The 17,092-nt window shown below is 66.2% G+C and carries 13 protein-coding genes; all 13 read right to left on the minus strand.

Features of this window, described 5'->3' with window-relative positions; genetic code table 11:
* Positions 1 to 20 precede the first annotated feature (20 nt).
* The 13 genes from AC1DTF_RS15985 to AC1DTF_RS16045 all read right to left on the minus strand — a co-directional run bounded on the left by AC1DTF_RS15985 (position 21) and on the right by AC1DTF_RS16045 (position 16,750).
* Positions 21 to 1,142 carry a glycosyltransferase family 4 protein gene (locus AC1DTF_RS15985; RefSeq protein ID WP_477474767.1) on the minus strand — a complete coding sequence of 374 codons (1,122 nt, stop codon included), beginning with the start codon at positions 1,140 to 1,142 and terminating at the stop codon, positions 21 to 23.
* Positions 1,139 to 3,349 carry a bi-domain-containing oxidoreductase gene (locus tag AC1DTF_RS15990; protein ID WP_477474768.1) on the minus strand — a complete coding sequence of 737 codons (2,211 nt, stop codon included), beginning with the start codon at positions 3,347 to 3,349 and terminating at the stop codon, positions 1,139 to 1,141. Before AC1DTF_RS15990 ends, AC1DTF_RS15985 begins: the two co-directional genes overlap by 4 nt.
* Positions 3,350 to 3,357: 8 nt before the next feature.
* Entirely contained in the window at positions 3,358 to 4,635 is a 1,278-nt protein-coding gene (locus AC1DTF_RS15995; protein ID WP_477474769.1) for a glycosyltransferase family 4 protein, read from the minus strand.
* Positions 4,636 to 4,641: 6 nt separating this feature from the next.
* Positions 4,642 to 5,790, minus strand: a complete 1,149-nt coding sequence (locus tag AC1DTF_RS16000) for a glycosyltransferase (RefSeq protein ID WP_477474770.1) — start codon at positions 5,788 to 5,790, stop codon at positions 4,642 to 4,644.
* The gene (locus AC1DTF_RS16005; RefSeq protein ID WP_477474771.1) at positions 5,787 to 7,298 is read right to left on the minus strand and encodes an O-antigen ligase family protein; all 1,512 of its coding nucleotides are present in this window, start codon (positions 7,296 to 7,298) and stop codon (positions 5,787 to 5,789) included. The genes AC1DTF_RS16000 and AC1DTF_RS16005 overlap by 4 nt, the downstream gene beginning before the upstream one ends.
* Positions 7,295 to 8,725, minus strand: coding sequence for a hypothetical protein (locus tag AC1DTF_RS16010; protein ID WP_477474772.1), 1,431 nt, complete (start codon positions 8,723 to 8,725; stop codon positions 7,295 to 7,297). Before AC1DTF_RS16010 ends, AC1DTF_RS16005 begins: the two co-directional genes overlap by 4 nt.
* A 52-nt stretch (positions 8,726 to 8,777) precedes the next feature.
* Entirely contained in the window at positions 8,778 to 9,764 is a 987-nt protein-coding gene (locus AC1DTF_RS16015; protein ID WP_477474773.1) for an NAD-dependent epimerase/dehydratase family protein, read from the minus strand.
* 9 nt (positions 9,765 to 9,773) lie between these two features.
* Positions 9,774 to 11,189, minus strand: a complete 1,416-nt coding sequence (locus tag AC1DTF_RS16020; protein ID WP_477474774.1) for a flavin monoamine oxidase family protein — start codon at positions 11,187 to 11,189, stop codon at positions 9,774 to 9,776.
* Positions 11,190 to 11,200: 11 nt separating this feature from the next.
* Positions 11,201 to 11,422, minus strand: a complete 222-nt coding sequence (locus AC1DTF_RS16025) for an acyl carrier protein (protein ID WP_057170927.1) — start codon at positions 11,420 to 11,422, stop codon at positions 11,201 to 11,203.
* Positions 11,419 to 12,900 carry an AMP-binding protein gene (locus AC1DTF_RS16030; protein WP_477474775.1) on the minus strand — a complete coding sequence of 494 codons (1,482 nt, stop codon included), beginning with the start codon at positions 12,898 to 12,900 and terminating at the stop codon, positions 11,419 to 11,421. Before AC1DTF_RS16030 ends, AC1DTF_RS16025 begins: the two co-directional genes overlap by 4 nt.
* A gap of 134 nt (positions 12,901 to 13,034) precedes the next feature.
* Positions 13,035 to 14,822 carry a glutamine--fructose-6-phosphate transaminase (isomerizing) gene (gene glmS / locus AC1DTF_RS16035; RefSeq protein WP_477474776.1) on the minus strand — a complete coding sequence of 596 codons (1,788 nt, stop codon included), beginning with the start codon at positions 14,820 to 14,822 and terminating at the stop codon, positions 13,035 to 13,037.
* A gap of 204 nt (positions 14,823 to 15,026) precedes the next feature.
* Entirely contained in the window at positions 15,027 to 15,803 is a 777-nt protein-coding gene (locus tag AC1DTF_RS16040) for a LuxR C-terminal-related transcriptional regulator (protein WP_082614536.1), read from the minus strand.
* 137 nt (positions 15,804 to 15,940) lie between these two features.
* Complete coding sequence (locus AC1DTF_RS16045; protein ID WP_156409442.1) at positions 15,941 to 16,750, minus strand: LuxR C-terminal-related transcriptional regulator; 810 nt, start codon at positions 16,748 to 16,750, stop codon at positions 15,941 to 15,943.
* Positions 16,751 to 17,092 lie beyond the last annotated feature (342 nt).

The following is a 17,092-nucleotide window of genomic DNA, read 5'->3' on the forward strand; positions in this document are numbered from 1 at the left end:
CTGCCCGACCGGCATACCAGCTAAGTTCGGGCATCTTGGGCCTCCCGGTCGGCTACGCCCACGCCGGCCAGGCGCCGGTAGGACGAAAGCAGGAACTCCAGGTTTCGTTCTCCTTCAGCGGGGTCGCGATCGTTCATCGCAACTCCGGCGGCCCGGCGGGCGATGGTCTCGGCGAGCCTGGCCGCGAGATCTCCCGGATCGGCGGGGCGGTAGCGGACGACTCCGCTCGGCCGGAATCCGACATCGCTGGCCACCACGGGTGTTCCGACGGCCAATGCCTCGCGCACCGAGATCGCGTCACCCTCATGGTGCGGGGTCCGCACGAAGGCATCCACCCTGCGCAGGATCGGGAACACCGCCTGTTCGTCCTCGCGCACCATGACCGCGTCGGCCAGGCCGTCGCGGGAGACACGTTCCAGCAGTCCGGCGCGGAATGCGGCGTCACCGCCGGCCTTGACCATCAGCACGAGGCCCAGTTCGGGGTTCGTCGCGCGGAGCTCACGCACGGCCGCCACGAGATCCTGGCTTCCGTAGAGCTCGTACCAGCCACTGATGGAGGCGATCAACGGTGCATGGGTGTCGGCGAAGTCGGCGACCTCGGGCGGGAGCACCTGATCGGCGCGCGGATCCAAATTGAGCGGCAACGCATTTGACAGAACGACGATGCGTGACTGCGGCACGCCGACCGACAGGAGCGCCTCGGCGATCTCGTCGGTACACGCGATGAGCAGCTGCGGCCGGGTGAGGATGAACTGGACCAGCCGTCTGCGGGCACCGCGGTACGCGGTGACCGCGGCCGGAAACTCACCACCGGCGATCGACAGTGCGCTCGGCCTGCGCGCCATCCCGGCGGCCAGCAGCGGCAGGATGTTGCCGATCAGGTTCGGCTGGCTGCCCGTCACACAGTGCACCACATCGGGTCTGGTGCGCAGCACCGTCAGGGCGGCGCGCGCGAAGGCCACCACCCTGCCCAGGTCGCGCCACCAACCGCCCACCGCGGCATACGGGACCGGGACGCGCAACGGCACCATGCCCTGCTGCCGCACGCCCGCCTCGACGGCGGAGAAGTAGACACCCATGCCGCCGTACGGCGGGGGGAAGGGCCCCACCAGGGCGACCGTGAGCCGGCTGCGCGCGCTCATCCCGGCTGTTCCTCGGCTCCGGCCAGCCCGGCGTCTGCCCCGCGCCCGCCGAGCGCCTTGGGCAGGTCGACCAGCACGGCCCTGCCCTGGGCCAGCGCCCAGGGCACCTGCAGGGTGAGTGCGCTGGACCAGAAAGCGTCCTCGGCAACAGCTTCCATGTCGCCCGCGCCGGTGGCGAGGTCGACGAACAGCCGCATCTCCTCGCGGTGCCCCTTCTCCTGGCGGCGTCCTCGCGAGCGTTTCCGCTTCCCGGCGTGCCCGATTTCCAAGGCGAAGAAGTCGTCGATGATGCCGACCACACCGCCGCAATAGACCTCGATGCGCTCCTTGGGGATACTCGGATCGCCGTTGCCCAGATACTGCAGGCTGGCGATGGAGCCGCAGGAGAACGCGACCTGCACCACGATCGTGTCTGCCAGCTCGGCGGAGTCCGGCGAACCGATGGCCTCCGCGGACACCCGCAGCGGGCGGCCCTCGGCCATCGAGCAGGCCAGGTCGAGGAAGTGGCAGAGTTCGCCGACGATCCGCCCGCCGCCGAAGATGGAATCGCGCATCCAGTGGTCCGGCGGCATCTGACCGGCGTTGCAGCGGGCGATCATGACCCTCGGCACGCCACGCGGCAGCGCCTCTTTCAGCTTCGTGCTCAGTGGCGAGAACCGGCGGTTGAACCCCACCAGAAGTGGCGCGCCGCTCTCGGTCCATGCCGACGCGACCTGCTCGAGGTCCTCCCATGTGGTGGCGAGCGGCTTCTCGCAGAAGGTGGCCTTTCCGGCGCGCAGAGCCTGCGCGGCGAGTCCCGCATGCGAATCGTGGCGGGTGGCGATCACGACCGCATCGACACCGTGGGCATTGATCAGCGCGTCGGCGTCGCCCGTCGAATGCCCGAATCCGTAGGTCTGGGCCACCTGACCCGCGGTGGTGCCGCTGGAGGTGGTGATCCCGACGGGCTGCACCTTGCCGGTGTCCATCAGGGCCGGGAGCAGGACGCGGGTCGCGAAGTTCCCCGCCCCCACCAWCCCCAACCCCACCCGCTCGGCCGGCAGCCGGGTGCGCGGCTTCACCGCGATCTGGCTGCGGGCGGCCGCGGCCTGCCCGTCCGGGTACTGCAGCAGCACGCCGATCGGTCGTGCCGCATCGGGCGACCTGCCGGATATCAATGCGTAGGCGTCGGCGGCGTCGTCCACCGGCAGGCGATGCGTGGTCAGTGTCCCGACGTCCACCCGCCCGTCGTGGACCAGGCGCAGGAACTCCCCCAAGTTGCGCTGCTCGGTCCAGCGGACGTATCCGATGGGGTAATCGTGTCCGTGTTCCTCGTATCCGGGGTCGTAGCGTCCCGGGCCGTAGGAGCGCGAGTACCGCAGTTCGATCTCTTTCATATAGAACGGATCTCGGGGCAACGTCAGCCCGACGGTACCCACCAGCACCACCCGCCCGCGGTTGCGGACGAGTCGTGCGGCGAGCTCGATGGGATCGTTGGAGTGGGCGGCCGCGCAGATCACCACCGCGTCGACACCGACGCCACCGGTGATGTCGCCGATGACGGCCTCGATGGACGCCCGCGGCGCGGCCCGCTCGACGCCGACGCTCTCCGCCAGCAGACACGCGGCGGGATCGAGATCGGTACCGAACACGCGCGCACCCGCGGCCCTGGCCAGTTGGGCGGCGATGAGGCCCACCAGCCCCAGACCCACCACGAGCACACGGTCCCCCAGTCCGATCTCGGCCTGCCGCACCCCGTGCATCGCGATACAACCCAGGGTTCCGTAGGCCGCCTCGTCCGCACTGACCCCTTCGGGCACCTTGGCGAGCAGATGTTTGGGGATGAAGTTGACCTCGGCATGATTCGCATAGCCCGCTCCCGAACAGGCGACGAGATCGCCGACCTCGATGCCGGGCACATCGGGCGCGACGGCCAGCACCCGGCCGGCAGCGCTGTAACCCAGCAGGTTGGGCGCTTCCAGCCGCTGCATGACGGTGCGGTAAGTCTCCTTCACACCGTCCTGACGGGCCTTTTCGACGACCTGCCTGGCCAATTCCGGCCGCGCCCTGGCCTTTCCGAGCATGCTCTTCTCACCGAGTTCGATCTTGTTGCGCTCGGTGCCCGCGCTGATCAGCGAGGACAGCGTCGCCACCAGTGCGCCGCCCCGGTTCAGCTTCGGCGGGGGCACCTCCCGCACCGAGACCTCGCCGGTTTTCAAGTTCTGCACGGCCTGCTTCATTTCGCCTCCGAATGGTGCGGACGGTTGGTCAAATCGCTTCGAATGGACTCTGTTTCGGTCGCAACCGCCGGCAGTTGCCTGGAGACACCCCGGCCGAGCAGCTGTTCGTAGAACCGGACCAGGGCACGCCGGGACACCTCCCAGGACAGTTCACGGGCCACCCTGCGATAGCCGCACTCGCCCATCCGCCGGCGTCGCTCGGGGTCACCGAGCAGAGCGTCGATGGCCTGCGCGAACTTGAGTTCGTCGTTGGGCTCGACGTACACCGCAGCATCGGCAGCCGACACCCGCGCCTCGACGAGATCGAAGGACACGATCGGCCGGRCCATCGCCATGTACTCGACCACCTTGTTCATCGTCGACACGTCGTTCAGCGGATTGCGCGGGTCGGGGGCCAGGCACACATCGGCCGTGGAAAGACATCGCTGCGCGAACTCATCGGACACCCGCCCAGGGAATTCCACGATGTCGGCGAGCCCGAGACGCGCGCTGAGGGCGGCCACTTCGTCGTGTGAGTCGCCCGCGCCCATGAAGATGCAGTGAAAATCGTCGCGCCCGACCACATCGCGCAGGTACGCAATCGCCCGCACCGCGTAGTCGACCCCGTCCGAGGGGCCCATCACGCCCAGATATGCGAGCAGATAGTGCTTGCCACGACGCAGGCTGTCATCGGGTTCCCGCTGCAGGAATCGGCTCAGGTCGGGTGCGGTGCGCACCACGGTCACCCGCTCGGCGGCGACTTTGCCGCGCTCGATCGCGATGCGGCGGTAACTCTCGTTCGTCGAGATCACCGCGTCCGCGGTGGCGAAGGTGATTCGTTCGACGAATCGCGTGAGCCAGTACAGGATTCGTCCCCCTTTGGGGAACCTGGAGAGGAACATCTCGGGCCCCAGGTCGTGATGGTCGAAGACGAACCGGGTGCCGCCCGGGCGCAGCGCCAGAGCGATGAGGAACAACAGGTCCGGAGGGTTGCACGCATGCACGATGTCCACGGGGCCCTCGCGGCGGACCTTGATCGCGAGGCGCAGCGTGTGGAACAGCGCGAGCGTGTACTCGCTCAGATACCCGCTCGGGCCGCCGGTGGCCGCGCGCAGCGGGTAGCGCAGGATCCGGACATCCTCGATCACCGTCTCCTGCTCGGTGTCCTGACCGGTGCCGACCGGGCAGATGACGGTGACCTTGAAACCAGCGTCGGTCAGCGCCCGGGCCTCCTGCCATACCCGACGGTCGAACGGCACCGAGAGGTTCTCGACCAGTATCAATATGTGCCGCATGGCTTCTCAGCCCCGTTCGATCGAAAGATGCCGGTTCGCGAGGACGCCTTCGAAGGCCTGTTGGGCCTCCTCGACGCTGCGGTCAAGGCTGAACTCGGTGAGGACGCGATTGCGTCCGGCGCGTCCCATCCGGTGCGCGGTGTGCGGGTCGGACAGCAACTCGATCAGGCGGATCGCGAGCTCCCGCGGAGCTTTCGGCGGCACCAGATAGCCGGTCTCCCCCGCGTCGATGATCTCGGCGGTTCCGCCGACCGCGGTGCAGACCGCCGGTTTGGCGCACGCCATTGCTTCCAGCAGTGCGATCGAAAAGCACTCGGACAGCGAACTCAGCGTGAAGACATCCATCGCGCCGAACAGCCGGGCGACGTCACGACGCACACCGGTGAAACGGACGTTCGCGGTGATGTCCAGCTCCGCCGACAACGCCTCCAGCTCGGAACGGCACACCCCGTCCCCGATGACGAGGAACCGTGCCCGGGGTATCTGGTCGACCACCAGGCGCGCCGCGTGCAGAAAGGTGACGTGGTCCTTCACCGGGCTGAGCTCGGCGACGATGCCGACAACCGGATCGCCGTCATCCCAGCCGAATTCGGATTTCGCCTCAGGGGCGATGTTGGTACCGAACAATGTCGGGTCCACCCCGTTGAGGATGATGCGGATCTTGTCGTCGGGATAGCCGAGTTCGTCCACCATGTAGGCCCGCTGCGCCTCAGCGACGCCGAAATAGGCACTCGTCCAGTGATTCAACGCGCGGTCGAGGTTGGCGCGCAGAGCGCTTCGAGGCGTGGGATCGGCGATGTTGTGCACCCACATCACCGTGTGCGGCACACCGGCGACCCGGGCCGCGATGCGACCCAGCGTTTCTGCGTTGTAACCGCGGACCACCACGACATCCGGCCGCTGCTCCCGGACGGCTGCGATGAGCTCGAACAGGGCCCGGGCGGCTTGGTGCTTTCCGCCCAGATTCAGTGCCCGGGCCTCGATTCCCTCGGCCAGCAGGTCGGGGAAGAGCCCGCCTTGCTCGCCGATGCATATGACCGAAGGCACGAACCGTTCTGGATCCATCCGCGGCAACAAGGTGGTCACATGGCGCTCGGCACCGCCGACCATCAGATCCGGGACCACGAACAGCAGCCGGATCGGCCGCCCGCTCATCGCGTCACCTCGCCGTAGGACAATCTCGCGGCGCGGCCGTCATGCCCGGCGTCCGGCAGATGTCTGCCACGATCGGACCACCCTACGGCCACCCCGGCGAGCAGAAAGATGACAGCCGTGGGGAAGTCGAAGTACCGGAGGTCGACCGTCAAACCGGCACAGACCAGTACAGCGATGGCCATCATCGCCATCAGCATGAGCGGCCTGCCACACAGGTCCTGGTCCGGCAGTGTCCGGTAGGCATTCCACAGGCGGTAAGCGATGAACGCCAGTACGCAGACCCACGCCGCGAGCCCGATCACGCCCAACTCGGCCAGGATCGCCAGCTCGTTCTGATGAGAGACCTCGCCGAAGCCGCTCGCCCAGGGCACATCGGCAGCCCACTGCTGATGATGAATCGTGTTGACCGACTGAAAGCGGCCCACTCCCCAGCCGTCGATGGGTCGCTGCGTGAACGCCCACAGCGCAGTCTGCATGTCGTTGAGCCGTGACTCGACCTCCGCATCGGAGCCCACTCCGCCGGCCGCCCGGTCCGCGCTGGTGAATGCCGCCCAGTTGACGACGACCGTGGCGCCCAGCACCAGGAGTATCGCGATGTACCCCCGGCGGCATCCCTTGGCGAGGATGGCGCCGATGACGAGCACCACGACGCCGGCGAGCCAGACCGCCCGGGTATGGGTCAGATACAGACCGCAGCCACTGGCAACCGCAACCACCAGCGCCGCGGCCCGCTGCCACGTCGGATCGTTGCGCCGGTGCAACAGCACCATGGCGATGGCGAAGCCCAGGACCAGGACCATCCCGTTGCCTACAGGCTGGTTGAAGATCCCCACGGCGCGACCGGCCCAGCTCGGGCGGACATCGGTGACGATGTAGCGGGGCCAGACCTGACCCGCCAGCCCGACGGCCGGCATGATGCTGACCGCGGCCGAATAGGACGCCAGACCCAGGATCACCCAGAGCAGGGCACGCACCGTCGCTACCCGGTCGAAGGCGTAGCGCCCCACAAGGTACATCGCGAACGGAATCAACGTCCCGACGARGATGAACCTCGGGATCGGCAGGTCGGTGCCCAGAAGCGGGTCACCCGTGCCGTATTGATGTGGGGCGAGCATCGAGTAGACGTTGCAGGTCACGTATGCGGCCATCGCCCACTCGATGGGCCCGGTACCGCGCACGCGTTCGCGCGTCCGGTCCAGCCATAGCACGGCCGCAACGACGGTCCCGGCAAAAACCACCAGGAACAACTCGACCGGCAGTGCCGCCTGGGCGCGAATAGGCAGCCGCAGGAACATCGTGACGAGCAGCAGCACGGTGCCGAACACCGGGCTGACCAGAATGCACACCCCCACCGCAGCCGCAGCCGCACCGAGCACCAGCAGGTAGCCGGATTTCGCGCCGCCCAGCAGCACCGCAGGCATCACCAGAGCGATGGCAGCGAAAGGCAACCAAGCTCGCACCCGCACGGCGCCGGCAGTGGCGCCGACCGGCGCGGTCACCATCGTCATTCGGACTGCCCAAAGGTGAGCTCGCCCCGGTCCGCGTTCACCCGGTGCTCAAAACCGTTCACAGTCGCCCACCGCCGACGCAGGACTCCCCGCGGACGGGGCGGCCGTCTACCGTCGATCAGCACCGCGCCGAGGAGCACTGCGCGCGCATCGGCGAGCACATCGACCGCGGCTGCCACATCGCCAGCCCGTGACGAATGGCTGCCGACCACGACCATGGTGAAGTCAGCTGCGGCACAGATTGATTGAGCCTCGATGGTCTCGACCAGCGAAGGCGCGGCGACCACGATGGTGTCGGCGCCTGCACGCAGCTCATCGAGGACCGCGACGATCTTGTCCCGTCCGACGAGCGAATACCGGTCGGCAACCACCGAACCCGCACCCATGACCAGCAGCGAATCGACTGCGCCGTCCTTCAACAAGCCGTTGGCCAGCGCACTATTGACCAGCGCATCGTTGAAACCGAGGCCCTGAGCGTGCTGCGATCCGTCGTTGTCGGCGTACACCAGGACGGTTCGATATCCCTGTTGTGCCGACAATCTGGCCAGTGCCTCGGCGAGCTCACGGGCGCCGCGGGCGCCGCGGCAATCGGTCAGCGCGATGACCTTGGACTTCGCCTGGTCCTGGAGGGTGACGAAGTTGGCGAGCGTGCGCAGCCGGTCCTCTCGCAATCGGTTCAGCTCGATCGAACCACCGCCAGGGACCTCGACCAGCGGTTCCAGCTGGGTTTTGTCCAAAAGATCTGCGGCGTTGGCGATTCGGGTGGACATCGCCGCCAGCCCCAGGGCGGCAAGCACACCGAGCAGCAATCCGCCGACACACCGTAACGCCAACTCGAACAGGGCGTTCGGGGTGATGGCGGTGACGCCGGCCTGTAACTGCAGATCCCGAAGTTGATTCGTCGAGTCAGACCGCAAGCTGTCCAGCCTCTGCTGCACGACAGGCGCCATCGGATTGATCAGACCGTCGGGTCCGGGTTGGTCGAGCAGCACGTCGAGTTGCTTCTCGGTATTGAGAATGGCCTTGTCGTTGCCCTTTTTCCGGACCGCGTTGATGTCATCGCGAAACGCCTCGGCCATATTGGCCGCTGTTCGCTGGGCAACCTCTGGATCTGACGCGGTCGCCTCGATCACGAGAATTGGGCTCGCAGCCACCGTTCGACCGATGAAGGTGACATCCTCTGGGATGTTCCGGTTCGCCCGCAATCGGGTGATCATCTCGGGTTCGTTGAAAAGGCTGATGTACCCGACGGCCATCGTCGCGTCGTCTACCGGGTTACGACCCGGTGAGGCCAGGATGAGGGTCGAGGTCCCGATGTACGTCGGTTTGGCGGTGAGCAGTGCCGGCACGGCCGACAGCACGGCAGCAGCGACAATCAGCAGAACCAGCCACCACCGTTGCCGAATCTGCTCGAGGCGGCGCCTCACTATGGGATTCAATTCGCCTCCTAGTACGCAACAAAACCGTCGATTACTGCGTTCAGGCATCCAGCAGAAGGGCCGGCTCAGGATCGAGGGTCGCGCGCAGCCAACGCACGGTACGGTCGATTCCCTCCACGAGGTCGACAGCGGGTTCCCACCCGAGATCCCTTTTTGCCTTGGTCGGATCCAGGGCGATCTCGTGAAGTTCACCGGTCCGGGCCGGAGCGAAGCACGGCTCCGGCGCCCCATCGAGAACAGCGGCGATGGCGCGGTGCACCTCGGTGACGGTGGCCTGTTGCCCCGTGCCGATGTTGTAGGTACCTACCGTGGACAACGGGGCCCGACCGGCCCGCACAAAAGCGTCCACCACATCGTCGACGTAGACGTAATCACGGGAGGCGGTGCCGTCGCCGTACACGGTGACGGGTTTGCCGCTGATCATTCTGCTCCCGAAGACCGCGATCACACCGGCTTCGCCGAATGGATTCTGGCGTGGCCCATATACATTCGACAGTCCCAGACAGATCGGCGCGATGCCGTACATGCCGGCATACGCGCCGATGTACATTTCGCCGGCAACCTTGGCGGCCGCATACGGCGACAGCGGCTTCAGTGGGGCGGTCTCGGCGACCGGCAGGCTCGTCGGCGCTCCATATCGCGACCCCCCGGACGCGGCATAGACAAAGCGCCGAACTCCCGCGCGCCGGGTGGCCTCCAGAATGTTGATCGTGCCCAGCACATTTGCCCGGGCGTCGAATTGCGGATCGGAAACCGATGCCCGTAGGTCAACGTGTGCAGCAAGATGGCAGACGACATCGGGGTTGGCGCCGTCGACGATGCCGACCAGCTCGGTCGCTTGGATATCGGCCTTCAAGAAAGTGAACTTTCCCGGCCGAATCCTGTTGAAACGCAGCGCCTGGTCGAGGTTGGCCGGGACACCGGTGACGAGATTGTCGATCCCGATCACCTCGTTGCCTTCGGCCAGCAGACGATCCACCAGGGTCGAACCGATGAATCCGCACGCGCCGGTCACCAGATATCGCATGATCTACTCCTATTCGACGGAACTGTGGTTGACGCGTGCGCTACCCGCACGGCTGAAGACAAGCGAGTCGGCTCCGACATCATCGGGTGTGGCTCGGTGGATCAACTCGGTCGCGACCCGTCGGCCCGACCGGATGGCGCCCTCCATCAGCCCGAAGAACTCCATGCTGGTTTCGGTACCTGCCCAGTGGACGCGGCCGTGTGGGGTGATCAGTGTCGGCCCCAGGCGCAGCCAATCTCCGGGACCGAACAGAGCGGCGTAGCAGCCTCGGCTGTATCGCGCGGTGAGCCAGTCCGTCACCGAGTACCGCTCAGGCGGCGGCAGCTGCGGAAAGAGCCGTCCCACATGGGTCAGAACGGCATCCTGTTGCTCGCGAGCCGACAGCGCCGAGAACGTCGACGCCTCCGAGCCGGTGACGAACCCCGTGAGCACACCGGCTGATTCATCGGACGGAGAGTCATCGACGGTGGACAGCAGCGGCCCGTGTGAGCTCACCGACCATCCGGACAGACCCTGCTCGCGCCAGATCGGAGCCGGATAGCCCAGGTGAACCTTGACCGCACATCCGGGGCCGGTGGACGCCGTGGCCCGAGGGCTGCGCAGACCGGGCCGGAAGGTGATGCGCTGCGCCAGCGCCGGCGGCACGGCGACGACCACCCGGTCGGCCCGGTACCTCGGTCGTGTGCCATCGGGTCCCGGTGCACACTGCACGTGGACCTCGGCGGACGTCTGATCGATCGCACAGACGCTCTGTCCCAACCGAACCCGGTCACCCAGCTGTGCGGCCAGCGCCTGGCACAGCAGGTGCGCGCCGCCATCGATCCGCCATTGCTGGGCACCGCCTTCGAAGGCGTTCAGATACCGGATGCCGCCGCCGGAGCGAAGATAGAAGGCCATGTGGAGCACGGAGATCGCGGCAGGATCGGCCGCCATCATCTCGCCGATGAAGAGTGGGAAGAAGGTCTTCGCATCCGGATGCTCGATCTCGTCGGCAAGCCAGCGCGCGGCGGTCAGCCGGTCGAGTTGTCCCGCTTGCGGGCTCAGCCACGGCTTGTCCGGCCGGATCGCGGCGACGAGCTCCTCAAGGCGGTCGAACAGGTCGCCGAGTGCCACAGCGTCCAGCGGTGGCACTCGGCTCGCAGTGGTCGTCCGACGACCCGACAGCAGGAACGTACTGTCGCCCGTCATCCCGGTGGAGACCACATTCAGACCCTGTTCCCGCATCAGCGCGAGCAACTCGGTGTGCCGGACACCCAGATAGGCGGCACCCCCGTCGGCGGCGACACCGCCGGCGATCTCGACGCCGCGTACCCGACCTCCCACCCGGTCGTCCGCCTCCAGCACGGTGACATCGGCCCCCGCCGCCACCAGGTCGGCGGCCGCAGTCAGCCCCGCAAGGCCGGCCCCGACAACCACGACACGCATGCTTTCCCCGTTCATCGCACCGCGGCCGTGACCTTGGCGAAAAGCCCGTCGGGCGAGGGATTCTCGATGAAGTCATCCCACGACAACTCCGTGCCGAAGTCGCGCGCGATCGCACTGAGCACCCGGGTGGCCAGCAGCGAATCTCCACCGAGCTCGAAGAAGTCGGAGTGCGGAGCCACTTCCACCGGCCCGAGTACCCGCCGGAAGATCTGCACGATGTGACCGGTGCTCATCGGCCAGCTCCTCTGCTGTCGTAGTCGGCGGCGGCACGCTGAGTGGCCGTCCGGTCGATTTTCCCGCTGGACGTGTAGCTCAGCTCACGGACGAATATCAGCTTGCTGGGTACGAATTGGCTGGGCAGGAGACTGCGGAGATGACGTTTCAGCTCCCCCGGAGTCACCGCCCCGATCGGGACGACGTATGCCGCCAACGTGGTGCGGCCCAGAGATCGTTCGCCGATCACGACGGCGCCCCGCACGGCGGGGTGCGCGCTCAGATGGGTTTCCACCTCAGCCGGATGCACCCGCACACCGAGCACCTTCACCTGCTCATCGGCGCGCCCGCACGGATACAGCAGGCCGCCCTCACCGCGGGTGACGAGGTCTCCGGTACGGAACCAGCGCGCCGGTCCGTCGCCGTGGTCGATCACCGGGAATTCGGCCGCAGTACGTTCCAGTAGCCCGAGGTAGCCGTCGGCCAGTGCCGGGCCCGACACGAGGAGCTCACCCTCGTCGGTGACATGGTCGCGCACATGCGGCAACGCGCGCCCGAGCGGCAACTCCGACTCGACTTCCGAGACAGCTGATTCGATGCCGGGACCGCTCAGCTGCACCGCATGGGTGATCATCGTGGTCTCGGTGCATCCGTAGGTGTTGAGCAGCCGGATGTTCCCGGTTCCCCGATCGCGCCACTGGGAAAACCTGGTTCGATCGATCCGTTCGCCGCCTATCACCACCAGGCGCACACTGTCCGGCAGTGCCACATGTTCCTCGTGCAGAAAGAGCACCAGTTCATGCCAGAACGCTGTCGGCAGATCGAGCACCGTCACTTCGCGATCGGCCAGCATGCGGACGAACCGCGGAAACGAATGGGAATGGGCCGCATCGTCGAAAACCACTGTCGCGCCGGCAGTCAGTGCCGGCAGGATCTCCTCCAGGCAGGTGTCCCATCCCAGCGAGGCGAACTGCAGCACACGGTCGTGCGGGGTCAGCGCGAAGAGGTCCCGCAAGGCGCGCACGGTCACGGCAAGGGCATTGCGCGACACCACCACCGGCTTCGGCCGCCCTGTCGATCCCGAGGTGCACAACACATAGGCCGGATCGTCCGGCCGCCACCGCGGCAAGGCCGCCTGAACATCGCCGGCGAATTCGTCACCGACCAGCGACTCGTTGCCCGAGCTGAACACGCGATCCAGTCCCATGACCTCGGCGAGCTGCTGCTGTCTGGCGACCGGAAGTCCCGAGTCGATCGGGCAGAAGGCGGCGCCGGCCTGCAGTATGCCGAACAGCTGCTCGACGACCGAAGGTGCGTGCGACACCATCGTCCCGATCAACGGCGACGGTGCCGCCACACCGAATCCGAAGACTCTGAGGTGCAATGCCTGACGGCGGATGCGCTCCGCGAGCTCTCGATAGCTCACCGTGGCGCCGTTGTGCATGAGCGCGGCATGGTTGGGCTGTTCTCGCACAATCGCAGCGAAGTCGTTCAGCACGTCGTCAGCGGAACAGGCACCGAAGGAGACCATGTTTCGCTCGAGAAGGACTCCCGGTTCATTCGCTTGCGCCGCAAGATCGCTCATCGCTCGTGCTCCCATCTGAATGCTCACCGTGTGCTGGTCGTTCTCGGTCACTCGACGGTGACCGATTTGGCAAGGTTTCTGGGCTTGTCGACGTCGCGACCGAGTGCGAGGGCCGTCATCCGGGCCAGCACCTGCAGCGGGATGGTCGCCGCGATGGGCCCCCAGGGAGCTACCGGTCCCATCACGACCGGCATCGTGCTCCCCGCGGAGCCGATGGTGATCACCCGGCCGCCGCGAACCTCGACCTCGGCGATGTTGGCGGCCAGCTTGGGATCGCCGTTGTCGACGACGACCACGGGCGTGCCCGGTTCGACCAGGGCCAGCGGTCCATGCTTGAGTTCGCCGGCCGGGTAGTGCTCGGCCCACCGATAGGTCAGCTCCTTGAGCTTCAACGCTCCTTCGGCCGCGTAGGGCAGGCCAGAACCGCGTGCGATGAAGATGAAACCCGAAGCGGCGATGACTTCTTCGGTGATCGCCGGTACAGCGCAATTGGCCACTGCACCGGCGACAGCGAGCTGATCCGGTAGCCGTTTCAGGTCGTCGGCCAGGCGTGCGGCCACCGCGGGTGACAACCGTTTCATCGCCACCAGCGCGGAGAGCATCACGGCTGAGCCGGCGATGATCTGGCAGATGAACGTCTTGGTGGCGGCCACTCCGATTTCTGGACCGGCCGGAAATCCCACCACGGCGTCGGCCTGCCGTGCGAGCGTGGAGTACGGATTGTTGGTGAGGGCAAGCAGTGTCGAACCGCCCAGGATCGATGAGTCCACCGACCGCAGGACGTCGGCGGTTTCACCGGACTGGCTCAGCGCCAGGCACAACTGCGCAGGCTCCGGGACATCGGCGGTGGCCTCGCTCGCCACGGTGGCGGTCACCGGGATCCTGCCGAGCCCACGCGCCAGATTGGCGATCACGTTCCCGGCGTTCAGCGAGGTCCCGCAGCCGAGCACCCGCAGCCGCTCGAAAGGGGGCAGTCCCAGTCGATTCCATACCTCGCCGGTCGCGATCCCATCAGCGAGTTGATCGATCACGCGGGCCGCAGCTTCCGGCTGCTCATCGATCTCTTTGGCCATGAAATCGGGGTAATTGCCCAGTTCGACATCACTGCTGCGGCATTGGTGTCGGGTCAGCGCAGGCGGCGCCACGCTGACACCACCACGGTGCCACCTGTCGCGGCTGGTCAGTTCGACCACGTCGCCCGATCCCAGGACACGGAACTCATCCGCCCAATCGGCGATCGCCGTGATATCGCTGGCCGCGAAGTCGCCATGACTGGTGTGCGCCAACAACAACGGAGAGTCGCAGGAAGCGACCACGATCCGGCTTGACCGCTGCTCCAGCACCGCAAGCGCCCACGACCCGCGGGCCCTGGTCAACGCATTCTGTACTGCTTGCRGGATGTCGTCACAGCGTCGGCGCTCATCCTCGATCAGGTGGACGAGGACCTCACTGTCGACCCGGGTCGCAAACCGGTGACCGGCGGCAATGAGCTCGGTCCGCAGGTCGTCCGCGTTCACGATGATTCCGTTGTGCACCAGGTTGAGTTGACCGGTGCAATCGACGTGTGGGTGCGCGTTCTCCTCGGTCACCGCACCATGAGTCGCCCAGCGCGTGTGCCCGATTCCCATCCCGTCGAACTTCGCACCGGACCAGCCGTCGAGCAGATTCTCCAGCGTGCCGATTCGCCCTGTGGTCCGCAGCCGGGCGATGTCGCCGGAGGCCGTCCGCAGCGCCACCCCGACGGAGTCGTATCCGCGGTACTCGAGTCGCCGCAACCCCACCCGGAGGTAGTCGACCGCCGGCCGGTCTGTCCGGCACGCGATGATGCCGCACATCAACGTTGCCCGAAACGTGGCGCGATGAAAGCTATTGGCGCAAATCCGGATTCAGCCGGCTGCAATGTCACGTTGAACACCAGCGACCCTCCCGAATAGTCCTGAGTAAACTCCGAAGCACCACATCACTATCGGCGAACCAGTGCCATTGGTACATGGACCATCCGAGCGATTTTCGAACTGAACCTCCGCCCGGTTCCAGGACTAGTTCCCTGGGGGCCCCTCGGGTCGCAGGATGGCTCGAGCTCGTGCCGCGGCCTGCGCGCGCGTGCTCACGCCGAGCTTGGTCAGCAGGCTGTGGACGTGGTTCTTGACGGTATGAACGGCAATTCGGAGCTGCTCGGCGATATCACGATTGGTGAGGCCCATCTCGAGCATCCGTAGGATCTGAATCTCCCGCGAAGTGAGGACCAGTTCCTTGGCCGCCGGACGGCCCTGTGAGGCCAGTGCCGACAGTCTGCGGAGCAGAATTGCCGACACTCTCGGCGAACACAGGGAGCCGCCGGCAGCAACCTTGTGTATCAACACAAGCAGGTCCTCGAGCGACTCGCTGCGCAGGTGGTAGCCCGCCACGCCGGCCTCGGCATACGAAACTATCTCGGCTTCGTCCTCTTCAGATACGCCGAGGACCACCAGTCGGACGTGTGGACTCAGTTTCATCGCCTGCCGTAGCAGCATCGTACTGTCACGTGTTCTACTGTCCAGCAGGATGATTCGTGGTTGTGTCGTCTCGAAGGCGGCTATCAACGACACCAGATCCCAGGCGACCCCCGGTGACTCCGCGCCGTAAGATGCGAGTACGGCAACCAGGTAGTCACGGAACATGGCGCAGTCGTTGAGGATCAAGATCCGCAGGTCGCGAAGTAGACCGACATCATCGGCGGTGGCCCACTCGTCGCGCGGTGCCCCGACCGAATGCAGTTCGGGCGGTGGCCGCCCATTGCCGGCCGACCACCCGTCATCCATCACGCCGGGGTTCACGCGCTTACAGGCCCGGCTGGTCGATGGACGCGAGCTGCACCGAATGACATGCCTTCACTATCGGGGCATCACGGCGATTGGTACATGGACCGATGGAGCGAATTTCGGACTGGATCACTAGATCCCCGCAGTCCTGGTTACGTGGGGCTCTCGGCGGGAAGGATGGTGCGGGCCAGCGCGGCAGCCTGGGCACGCGAGGTGACACCGAGCTTGGTCAGGAGGCTGTGCACATGGTTCTTCACGGTGTGCACGGCGATACATAGCTGGTCGGCGATCTCCCGATTCGCAAGACCCGCCTCGAGCATCCGCAGGATCTGAACCTCACGGGTCGTGAGGACCAGACCTTTGGCGGCCGGCTGGCGTTGCGCGGCCAGCGATGAGATCCGGTGCAGCAGGATCGCGGAAACAGCCGGCGAACAGAGAAATTCGCCCGCGGCAACCTTGTGTATGGCGGTGATCAGATCGTCCAAGGTCTCGGAGCGCAGGTGATAGCCCGCCACACCGGCCTCTGCGCACCCGACGATCTCCGATTCGTCGTCCCCGGACACGCCCAGCACGACGACGCGGGAACTCGGGCTCAACTGCATGGCCTGTCGTAGCAGCATCGCACTGTCACGAGTTCTCATGTTGACCAGAATGACGGCCGGCGTGATCGCTTCGACCGCCGCAACCAATGAGGGCCAGTCCCATGCGACCCCGGGCGTCACCGCTCCCTGTGAGGTGACGACGGCGACGAGGTAGTCGCGGTACAGCTTGCAGTCATCGATGATCAGAACCCTTGCGCCATAAAGCTGGCCGACACCGTCGACACCTTCCCAGTGTCGTTCGACGCGGGTGAGGGGACTCTGCCGTCGGTACACCTCACCCACACCCGGGGACCAGAACTGATCGGGCTGAACCGCGGAAGCAACAGCGAAGGCTTCACCGCCGTCCTCGGCCACGGTCACAGCACCCACCCCGATGCACGAACCAACACTCCAAATGCCTTCATCTTCGCCCCCCTGCGTAATGAATGTGGCAACTGCACGCCCCCCGCCGAGGCGCTCATGGCCGGCGGGTGATCGAGCGCGGCGTCCCCGTGGACGTCAAAGTACGTAGCGAAGAGTATTGCTAGACAACTTGTGGCGCTGTCTGCAAAATGCCGCTTCGCCTCGACCATAGACCGCCCGAAGGACTGAGCGCTATAGAACACCTACTGCAACCAGGGTCTAGGGCTGCACGGCTGAAGCTGAGGCTAATTTACGGCCGTGTCGAATGCAACCCGAGTTGCGATTTCAGCGAATTAATGA

This window comes from Mycobacterium sp. P4_H6 (assembly GCF_056400845.1).